Genomic DNA, 10,325 nt, shown 5'->3' with positions numbered 1-10,325 from the left:
GGATCTTGCGAGGACGTTCTGGGAGCGTCAGGATCAGGCGTTGCGGGAGAAGTACGTTGCGCGGCGCAAGCTCGCGGAGATCACGACGTTGCCGCGGGTCGCGCGGTGCGGTCGGGTCTCGATCAACACTGGAGGTGAGGTGTCGCTGCATCACACCCCGGGCTCGGGTGAGGAGCCCGGCTCGGCCGGGTTCGGTGGCCTGGTGACCTGCGGGAGCGTCTGGGATTGCCCGGTGTGCTCGGCGAAGATCAGCGCGAAGCGGGCGAAGGAGCTCCAGCACTTGATCAACTGGAACGCTGAGCGGGGTGGGACGGTCGCGCTGCTGACCTTGACGATGAGCCATCACAAGGGCCACAGCCTGCGGGAAGTCCGTCGGGCGCTGACCCGGGCGTGGCGGCACCTGAGCACGTCACGGTCCTGGCAGGAGCTTAAACAGCTCCTCGACATGGACTACGTGCGCGGCATCGACGCGACTCAGGCGGAAGTGAACGGCTGGCACCTGCACATCCACGCCTTGTTGATCTTCCCGGAGGATGTGACTGCGCGGGTTCCGGAGCTGGTCACGAAGGTCTACAAGCTTTGGACCGCCGGGCTGGCGAAGTCCGGCTTCACCGCCTCGTTCGAGCACGGGGTCGATGTCCGGGTCGGGTCCGGCGCGCTGGAGAAGATGGCCAAGTACATCTCCAAGCTGGCGTTCGAGACCGCAGGGGGCCGCTGGAAGCAGGGCAAGAACGGGTCGAGGACCCCGTTCCAGATCCTCGCTGACGCCCTGGAGACTGGTGACGAGCGCGACATCGCGTTGTGGCAGGAGTGGGAGCAGGGCTCGAAGGGCATGCAGCAGCTGGTCTGGTCGAACGGGCTCAAGGCCAAGTGCAAGCTCGACGAGATCGACGACGAGACCATCGCGGAGGAGAACGCTGGAGGCGAACTCGCAGCGGTTCTACCTGCACGAACCTGGCGCAAGGTCTACCCCGAAGCCGAGGACCTCCTGCTCGCCACTCGCCACGGCGGTGTCCCCGCCGCGCACGCCTGGCTCGACGCCCGGGGTCTGGACTTCGAGTTCGAGACCGATACCACCGAACGCGCCGTGCAACTCGACGATCCACCCGAGCGACAACCGTTCGGCTGGCTTAAGGCAGCCCTGGCAGCTGAGGACCCCGAGCAGCGTCGAGCACGCCGACGCTGGTTCACCACACACCGGTTCGCCGAGCAACGGTTCACTGAGCAACGATCAGGTCAGGGCCCCAGCCCTGACTCAAGATCGAGAACTGTAGAGGTGGGTGGGGTGGCGCCCGACACCTCGACCGGCCGTCAAGCGAAGCAGGGTGGTTGAGGTGTCGGGCGCCACCCCACCCACCGAGACCGGTGTTTCCGCAGGTCACAGGCGGGTTGTGGCGGTGTGACGGTCGAGATCAGTTTCTGGTCGCTTCAAAGCCGGTTCAAAGGCGCTTCAAAGCCGCTCTCGGGGCACTCGCGCCGCTTCCGCCCCCCCCGGGGTGCGGTCCGGGTCGGTTTGCCGTCGACTGTCCGGCACGGCGACGACACCGTCGGGGTGTCGCCGCGACTGCATCGCGTGACTCCACTACACTTGTGCACACAGGTAGACAACTGCCTTCGTGATCATCACCAGTGAGGAAGGAGCTGCGGTTATGTCCATCGACGTCACGAGTGATCGTCCGGTGTTCGCTCAGATCGCGGATACGCTCCGCGAGCAGATCAGGTCCGGCGTACTTGCACCGGGGGCCAAGCTGCCCAGCGAGCCTGACCTTGTCGCTCAGTTCAAGGTCAACCGCAACACGGCTCGTCGTGCGCTCGCAGAGCTGCAACAGGAAGGGCTCATCGACAGCAAGCGCGGGATCGGGTCCTTCGTCCGCGAGGTCGCTCCGGTCCTGGCGCTGCGCAACGACCGCTTCTCTCGCTCCGCTCGGGCGGCAGGCAAGGGTGCTCTAGCTGCTGAGGCCGAGGCCCTGGGGCTCACCTGGCAGTCCGAGGACCAGAGCCCCATCGAGACCGTCACGGTCTCGTCGGAGATCGCCGAGGTCATCGGTGAGGCCACCGCTGTCGTAAAGCGCCGGCGTATGTGGGTTGCAGGTGTACCGACCCAGCTCGCCGACAGCTATATCCCTGCCAGCGTCGACGCCCAGATCGGCTACTCGGCTGGCCAGACGGCTCCCGGCGGCATCTACGGGCTCTTGGAGGCCAACGGCTTCCCGCTCGCGCGATTCCGTGAGGAGCTGATGTCACGCCAGGCCCGACCGGAGGAGGCGGTGGCGCTGCACCTGCCCACCGGGGCGCCGGTGACCGCACTCGTCCGCCACGCCATCACCGGCGACGGCCGGGTCGTCGAGTACTTCGACTCCGTTGCCGCTGGTGGCCTGCACCGCTACGTCTACGAGTTCGACGCAACCGACTGACCAGCCAAAAACAGCCAGAGACTGGGCCGATCGAGTGAGCGGCCCTTTCTCTTGCGGTGACTACTTGTCTATCCAGGTACCCGTGTGGGAAGGTAGACAGGTAGATAAGCTGACGGTCAGGTCCGGAGTGGCGGATCGAGAACACGGGAGATGCGCATGTCGAACCAGGGTCCGAACAGCTTCAAGATCGATCAGGCTGCGACGTTCCAGATGGTCATGGTCATGGACGTCGCACCGAAGCTGCGCTTCGGCAGCGAGACCGACCAGGAGTGCATGAAGGACGGCACCCCGAAGTGGACGGCGCAGGTCACGGCCGGGTTCCGGACCTTCGGTGCCCCGAAGTTCGCGGTCCTGTCGATCACCATCGCTTCGCACGAGGACCCCCGCCAGGGTGTCCAGCCCGGTATGTCGGTCGAGCTGGTCGGCTTGGAGGTCGGTGTGATGGACAAGAAGATCAAGGACCGCGACACCGGCCAGGAGAAGGTGGTGGGGGCGCAGGTCTACTACCGCGCCGAGGGCATCCGCCCGATCGGCGGCACGGCCCACAAGCGCGGCGAGCAGGCCGCGTGATGTCCGGCCCGGCCGTCCTGGTGCTGGTCTGCACCTTCTGCCAGGACGTCACCGAGATCGTCGACGACGGTGACCGGCTGCCTGATCAGTGCCCGCGGTGCGACGGCTGGGCCTTCACCGGCGACCTCGCCACGACCTCGTCGACCGACTCGACTCCGCTCGCCCGCGCGAGCTGACCACGACCACGGCTGAGGCCTCGGTCCGGATCACCTCCGGTCCGGGGCCGTTCTGAGGAAGGGGGGCCCGAGATGGGCATCTGGACCACCGCCTGCCGGGCGGAGCGAGAGCAGGACCGGGCTGGGCGTGAGCTGGTCGACCAGCTCACCGACACGTGGCGCCGGGCCTGTGAGCACGTCGGGTTGTCGCACGCCGTGCAGGTCGCCTCCGGCACCACGATCGTCGTCCCGACGCTGGCCCGGGCGGATGTCTCTGGCCCCGACCCGGTCCTGATTGTCAAGCTCATGCCGGGCCAGCTCGCCGCCGACTTCCGGGCCCCTGAGGTGGCCGAGCGGCTCTCGGGGTCTCTGGGCTGTGACCGCATCCGGGTCGAGCCTCGGGGTCCGCACTGGGTTCGGATCGAGTTGCTCACCGGAGACCCGCTCGCCGTCGACGTCACCACCTCGCTCCCCGCCCGCGACCACTCGGTCAGCGGAGCTCAGGTCCTCGTCGCCCGCGACGAGCTTGGCTGCCCGCTGGCGATGCCGTGGGTCCAGGCTCCGCACGCTTGTGTGCAGGGCGCGACCCGCTCGGGTAAGTCGGTGTGGTGCTACTCGGTGTTGGCGCAGCTCGCCCGCCTGGACGACGTCCTGATCGCCGGGTCAGACCCCTCCGGGCTGCTGCTCGGCCGCCCCTGGGCAGGCACCCGGCACCACGAGTGGCAGGCCACCGGTAGCGGCGACGTCTTGGCTCACCGCGACCTGCTCGACCGGCTGGTCGGGGAGATGGACGCGCGTATCGCCGAGCTGCCCGACCGCCACGACAAGCTCACCGCCTTCACCCGTGACCGGCCGCTGATCGTGGTGGTGCTCGAGGAGCTGGCCGGCCTACTGCGGCTGGCCTCCACCACCCCGACCCCGAAGGGCGAGCCGAAGGTGCGTGAGCAGCTGCTGCACGCGTTCGGGCGTCTGGTGTCGGAGGGGCACAAGGCCGGGATGCGGCTGCTGGTGGTCACCCAGCGCGCCGACGCGACGATCATCGAGGGCTTCGCCCGCGGGCAGCTCGGGCTGCGGCTGAGCTTCCGCGTCGACGACCCCGAGGCCCTGGTCATGCTCCATGGCCAGGACGCCCGCGCCGAGCTGGTCCAGCACCGGCAGTCTCCGCCCGGCGTCGCCCTGGTCCAGGCCCCCGGCATCGCGCTGACCCGAGCCCGCGGCCCGCGCCTGCCTGGGCCGTCGGAGGACGCCGACTACGCCCGGTACTGGGACGAGGTTGCAGGGGACGCCCCGGCGCGCCTCCACCAGGTAGCGGCCTGAATAGGCCAGAGTCAGCGGCCAAGGCCGACAAAGAAGTGAGCCCCCAGGAGTGTCATCCCAGGGGCTCGCCCGTCGGCCGGAAGTCATCACCATAACGATCGGACTGGACCGGCCAACATGGCTACTTCAAGCTTAACCCCGCCCCCGCGACTCGGGGCTACGGCACGCGGGCACATCTCGATCGCCTACGCCTCCCGCCGTCCCGCGCGGCATGCTGTGGTGTCGGTCAACCGTCGGCGTCGTCCTATCGACGACAGCACCGGATGCCGGACGGCGAACAGGGGCACCGCCCGTCTCGACCGCTGCCCTTCCTCGATACAAGGCCGCCTGAGCGGTGGTCAGGTTCAGTCAAGGGTCGACGGAGTCGATCGCGGAGCGACGCCGCTCGCGGCGCCCTTGGCGGGTTCTGAGCACCGTTCGACACTTGGGCCGCTTCGAGGGAGGGCTCACCGCAGCACGCGCTACTGCACCGGCACCGAGAACACTCTCAGTCTTCGTGCCGCAGGCGCGCGCCCGGCCGGGCCGGGTCCGGCCCGCGGGCCGGAGGCAGGAGCGGGCCGGAGCCCGTCCCGGCCGGGCACCGGCCAGAGCGGGCTGATCGCTGGGGGTGCTCGATGACCGCCGCGCTGACGCGCGTCGACACCGCGGGCGTGCCCGCGCTTGGTAACGACGCGATAAGTGACTCCGCCGCTGGTCAGAGCCATGGGGATGATCTTGCGAGGACGTTCTGGGAGCGTCAGGATCAGGCGTTGCGGGAGAAGTACGTTGCGCGGCGCAAGCTCGCGGAGATCACGACGTTGCCGCGGGTCGCGCGGTGCGGTCGGGTCTCGATCAACACTGGAGGTGAGGTGTCGCTGCATCACACCCCGGGCTCGGGTGAGGAGCCCGGCTCGGCCGGGTTCGGTGGCCTGGTGACCTGCGGGAGCGTCTGGGATTGCCCGGTGTGCTCGGCGAAGATCAGCGCGAAGCGGGCGAAGGAGCTCCAGCACTTGATCAACTGGAACGCTGAGCGGGGTGGGACGGTCGCGCTGCTGACCTTGACGATGAGCCATCACAAGGGCCACAGCCTGCGGGAAGTCCGTCGGGCGCTGACCCGGGCGTGGCGGCACCTGAGCACGTCACGGTCCTGGCAGGAGCTTAAACAGCTCCTCGACATGGACTACGTGCGCGGCATCGACGCGACTCAGGCGGAAGTGAACGGCTGGCACCTGCACATCCACGCCTTGTTGATCTTCCCGGAGGATGTGACTGCGCGGGTTCCGGAGCTGGTCACGAAGGTCTACAAGCTTTGGACCGCCGGGCTGGCGAAGTCCGGCTTCACCGCCTCGTTCGAGCACGGGGTCGATGTCCGGGTCGGGTCCGGCGCGCTGGAGAAGATGGCCAAGTACATCTCCAAGCTGGCGTTCGAGACCGCAGGGGGCCGCTGGAAGCAGGGCAAGAACGGGTCGAGGACCCCGTTCCAGATCCTCGCTGACGCCCTGGAGACTGGTGACGAGCGCGACATCGCGTTGTGGCAGGAGTGGGAGCAGGGCTCGAAGGGCATGCAGCAGCTGGTCTGGTCGAACGGGCTCAAGGCCAAGTGCAAGCTCGACGAGATCGACGACGAGACCATCGCGGAGGAGAACGCTGGAGGCGAACTCGCAGCGGTTCTACCTGCACGAACCTGGCGCAAGGTCTACCCCGAAGCCGAGGACCTCCTGCTCGCCACTCGCCACGGCGGTGTCCCCGCCGCGCACGCCTGGCTCGACGCCCGGGGTCTGGACTTCGAGTTCGAGACCGATACCACCGAACGCGCCGTGCAACTCGACGATCCACCCGAGCGACAACCGTTCGGCTGGCTTAAGGCAGCCCTGGCAGCTGAGGACCCCGAGCAGCGTCGAGCACGCCGACGCTGGTTCACCACACACCGGTTCGCCGAGCAACGGTTCACTGAGCAACGATCAGGTCAGGGCCCCAGCCCTGACTCAAGATCGAGAACTGTAGAGGTGGGTGGGGTGGCGCCCGACACCTCGACCGGCCGTCAAGCGAAGCAGGGTGGTTGAGGTGTCGGGCGCCACCCCACCCACCGAGACCGGTGTTTCCGCAGGTCACAGGCGGGTTGTGGCGGTGTGACGGTCGAGATCAGTTTCTGGTCGCTTCAAAGCCGGTTCAAAGGCGCTTCAAAGCCGCTCTCGGGGCACTCGCGCCGCTTCCGCCCCCCCCGGGGTGCGGTCCGGGTCGGTTTGCCGTCGACTGTCCGGCACGGCGACGACACCGTCGGGGTGTCGCCGCGACTGCATCGCGTGACTCCACTACACTTGTGCACACAGGTAGACAACTGCCTTCGTGATCATCACCAGTGAGGAAGGAGCTGCGGTTATGTCCATCGACGTCACGAGTGATCGTCCGGTGTTCGCTCAGATCGCGGATACGCTCCGCGAGCAGATCAGGTCCGGCGTACTTGCACCGGGGGCCAAGCTGCCCAGCGAGCCTGACCTTGTCGCTCAGTTCAAGGTCAACCGCAACACGGCTCGTCGTGCGCTCGCAGAGCTGCAACAGGAAGGGCTCATCGACAGCAAGCGCGGGATCGGGTCCTTCGTCCGCGAGGTCGCTCCGGTCCTGGCGCTGCGCAACGACCGCTTCTCTCGCTCCGCTCGGGCGGCAGGCAAGGGTGCTCTAGCTGCTGAGGCCGAGGCCCTGGGGCTCACCTGGCAGTCCGAGGACCAGAGCCCCATCGAGACCGTCACGGTCTCGTCGGAGATCGCCGAGGTCATCGGTGAGGCCACCGCTGTCGTAAAGCGCCGGCGTATGTGGGTTGCAGGTGTACCGACCCAGCTCGCCGACAGCTATATCCCTGCCAGCGTCGACGCCCAGATCGGCTACTCGGCTGGCCAGACGGCTCCCGGCGGCATCTACGGGCTCTTGGAGGCCAACGGCTTCCCGCTCGCGCGATTCCGTGAGGAGCTGATGTCACGCCAGGCCCGACCGGAGGAGGCGGTGGCGCTGCACCTGCCCACCGGGGCGCCGGTGACCGCACTCGTCCGCCACGCCATCACCGGCGACGGCCGGGTCGTCGAGTACTTCGACTCCGTTGCCGCTGGTGGCCTGCACCGCTACGTCTACGAGTTCGACGCAACCGACTGACCAGCCAAAAACAGCCAGAGACTGGGCCGATCGAGTGAGCGGCCCTTTCTCTTGCGGTGACTACTTGTCTATCCAGGTACCCGTGTGGGAAGGTAGACAGGTAGATAAGCTGACGGTCAGGTCCGGAGTGGCGGATCGAGAACACGGGAGATGCGCATGTCGAACCAGGGTCCGAACAGCTTCAAGATCGATCAGGCTGCGACGTTCCAGATGGTCATGGTCATGGACGTCGCACCGAAGCTGCGCTTCGGCAGCGAGACCGACCAGGAGTGCATGAAGGACGGCACCCCGAAGTGGACGGCGCAGGTCACGGCCGGGTTCCGGACCTTCGGTGCCCCGAAGTTCGCGGTCCTGTCGATCACCATCGCTTCGCACGAGGACCCCCGCCAGGGTGTCCAGCCCGGTATGTCGGTCGAGCTGGTCGGCTTGGAGGTCGGTGTGATGGACAAGAAGATCAAGGACCGCGACACCGGCCAGGAGAAGGTGGTGGGGGCGCAGGTCTACTACCGCGCCGAGGGCATCCGCCCGATCGGCGGCACGGCCCACAAGCGCGGCGAGCAGGCCGCGTGATGTCCGGCCCGGCCGTCCTGGTGCTGGTCTGCACCTTCTGCCAGGACGTCACCGAGATCGTCGACGACGGTGACCGGCTGCCTGATCAGTGCCCGCGGTGCGACGGCTGGGCCTTCACCGGCGACCTCGCCACGACCTCGTCGACCGACTCGACTCCGCTCGCCCGCGCGAGCTGACCACGACCACGGCTGAGGCCTCGGTCCGGATCACCTCCGGTCCGGGGCCGTTCTGAGGAAGGGGGGCCCGAGATGGGCATCTGGACCACCGCCTGCCGGGCGGAGCGAGAGCAGGACCGGGCTGGGCGTGAGCTGGTCGACCAGCTCACCGACACGTGGCGCCGGGCCTGTGAGCACGTCGGGTTGTCGCACGCCGTGCAGGTCGCCTCCGGCACCACGATCGTCGTCCCGACGCTGGCCCGGGCGGATGTCTCTGGCCCCGACCCGGTCCTGATTGTCAAGCTCATGCCGGGCCAGCTCGCCGCCGACTTCCGGGCCCCTGAGGTGGCCGAGCGGCTCTCGGGGTCTCTGGGCTGTGACCGCATCCGGGTCGAGCCTCGGGGTCCGCACTGGGTTCGGATCGAGTTGCTCACCGGAGACCCGCTCGCCGTCGACGTCACCACCTCGCTCCCCGCCCGCGACCACTCGGTCAGCGGAGCTCAGGTCCTCGTCGCCCGCGACGAGCTTGGCTGCCCGCTGGCGATGCCGTGGGTCCAGGCTCCGCACGCTTGTGTGCAGGGCGCGACCCGCTCGGGTAAGTCGGTGTGGTGCTACTCGGTGTTGGCGCAGCTCGCCCGCCTGGACGACGTCCTGATCGCCGGGTCAGACCCCTCCGGGCTGCTGCTCGGCCGCCCCTGGGCAGGCACCCGGCACCACGAGTGGCAGGCCACCGGTAGCGGCGACGTCTTGGCTCACCGCGACCTGCTCGACCGGCTGGTCGGGGAGATGGACGCGCGTATCGCCGAGCTGCCCGACCGCCACGACAAGCTCACCGCCTTCACCCGTGACCGGCCGCTGATCGTGGTGGTGCTCGAGGAGCTGGCCGGCCTACTGCGGCTGGCCTCCACCACCCCGACCCCGAAGGGCGAGCCGAAGGTGCGTGAGCAGCTGCTGCACGCGTTCGGGCGTCTGGTGTCGGAGGGGCACAAGGCCGGGATGCGGCTGCTGGTGGTCACCCAGCGCGCCGACGCGACGATCATCGAGGGCTTCGCCCGCGGGCAGCTCGGGCTGCGGCTGAGCTTCCGCGTCGACGACCCCGAGGCCCTGGTCATGCTCCATGGCCAGGACGCCCGCGCCGAGCTGGTCCAGCACCGGCAGTCTCCGCCCGGCGTCGCCCTGGTCCAGGCCCCCGGCATCGCGCTGACCCGAGCCCGCGGCCCGCGCCTGCCTGGGCCGTCGGAGGACGCCGACTACGCCCGGTACTGGGACGAGGTTGCAGGGGACGCCCCGGCGCGCCTCCACCAGGTAGCGGCCTGAATAGGCCAGAGTCAGCGGCCAAGGCCGACAAAGAAGTGAGCCCCCAGGAGTGTCATCCCAGGGGCTCGCCCGTCGGCCGGAAGTCATCACCATAACGATCGGACTGGACCGGCCAACATGGCTACTTCAAGCTTAACCCCGCCCCCGCGACTCGGGGCTACGGCACGCGGGCACATCTCGATCGCCTACGCCTCCCGCCGTCCCGCGCGGCATGCTGTGGTGTCGGTCAACCGTCGGCGTCGTCCTATCGACGACAGCACCGGATGCCGGACGGCGAACAGGGGCACCGCCCGTCTCGACCGCTGCCCTTCCTCGATACAAGGCCGCCTGAGCGGTGGTCAGGTTCAGTCAAGGGTCGACGGAGTCGATCGCGGAGCGACGCCGCTCGCGGCGCCCTTGGCGGGTTCTGAGCACCGTTCGACACTTGGGCCGCTTCGAGGGAGGGCTCACCGCAGCACGCGCTACTGCACCGGCACCGAGAACACTCTCAGTCTTCGTGCCGCAGGCGCGCGCCCGGCCGGGCCGGGTCCGGCCCGCGGGCCGGAGGCAGGAGCGGGCCGGAGCCCGTCCCGGCCGGGCACCGGCCAGAGCGGGCTGATCGCTGGGGGTGCTCGATGACCGCCGCGCTGACGCGCGTCGACACCGCGGGCGTGCCCGCGCTTGGTAACGACGCGATAAGTGACTCCGCCGCTGGTCAGAGCCAT

General features: G+C 68.5%; 10 protein-coding genes. All 10 read left to right on the top strand.

Annotated features, from left to right (window positions below):
* Positions 1-1,333 (top strand): protein rep (locus tag KPL57_RS07300; RefSeq protein ID WP_226350990.1); only part of this gene is annotated, 1,333 nt, incomplete at its 5' end.
* 316 nt (positions 1,334-1,649) lie between these two features.
* The gene (locus KPL57_RS07295; RefSeq protein ID WP_226350988.1) at positions 1,650-2,414 is read left to right on the top strand and encodes a GntR family transcriptional regulator; all 765 of its coding nucleotides are present in this window, start codon (positions 1,650-1,652) and stop codon (positions 2,412-2,414) included.
* Between the two features lie 156 nt (positions 2,415-2,570).
* Positions 2,571-2,984 (top strand): hypothetical protein, encoded by a 414-nt coding sequence (locus tag KPL57_RS07290; protein WP_226350987.1) that lies wholly within the window; start codon positions 2,571-2,573, stop codon positions 2,982-2,984.
* On the top strand, positions 2,984-3,160 hold the full coding sequence (locus KPL57_RS07285; RefSeq protein ID WP_226350986.1) for a hypothetical protein: 177 nt from the start codon (positions 2,984-2,986) through the stop codon (positions 3,158-3,160). The genes KPL57_RS07290 and KPL57_RS07285 overlap by 1 nt, the downstream gene beginning before the upstream one ends.
* A 72-nt stretch (positions 3,161-3,232) precedes the next feature.
* On the top strand, positions 3,233-4,456 hold the full coding sequence (locus KPL57_RS07280) for a hypothetical protein (protein ID WP_226350985.1): 1,224 nt from the start codon (positions 3,233-3,235) through the stop codon (positions 4,454-4,456).
* A 614-nt stretch (positions 4,457-5,070) separates the two neighbouring features.
* On the top strand, positions 5,071-6,498 hold the full coding sequence (locus KPL57_RS07275) for a protein rep (RefSeq protein WP_226350989.1): 1,428 nt from the start codon (positions 5,071-5,073) through the stop codon (positions 6,496-6,498).
* Between the two features lie 316 nt (positions 6,499-6,814).
* A complete protein-coding gene (locus KPL57_RS07270; RefSeq protein ID WP_226350988.1) occupies positions 6,815-7,579 on the top strand; it encodes a GntR family transcriptional regulator in 765 nt (254 codons plus the stop codon).
* Positions 7,580-7,735: 156 nt separating this feature from the next.
* Positions 7,736-8,149 (top strand): hypothetical protein, encoded by a 414-nt coding sequence (locus tag KPL57_RS07265; RefSeq protein WP_226350987.1) that lies wholly within the window; start codon positions 7,736-7,738, stop codon positions 8,147-8,149.
* Positions 8,149-8,325, top strand: coding sequence for a hypothetical protein (locus KPL57_RS07260; RefSeq protein WP_226350986.1), 177 nt, complete (start codon positions 8,149-8,151; stop codon positions 8,323-8,325). Before KPL57_RS07265 ends, KPL57_RS07260 begins: the two co-directional genes overlap by 1 nt.
* A 72-nt stretch (positions 8,326-8,397) precedes the next feature.
* The gene (locus tag KPL57_RS07255; RefSeq protein WP_226350985.1) at positions 8,398-9,621 is read left to right on the top strand and encodes a hypothetical protein; all 1,224 of its coding nucleotides are present in this window, start codon (positions 8,398-8,400) and stop codon (positions 9,619-9,621) included.
* The last annotated feature ends 704 nt before the right edge of the window (positions 9,622-10,325 follow it).

This window comes from Pseudonocardia sp. ICBG601, from assembly GCF_020496245.1.
The sequence above is the reverse complement of the archived record's forward strand: the minus strand, read 5'-3'. Positions and strand labels throughout refer to the sequence as shown.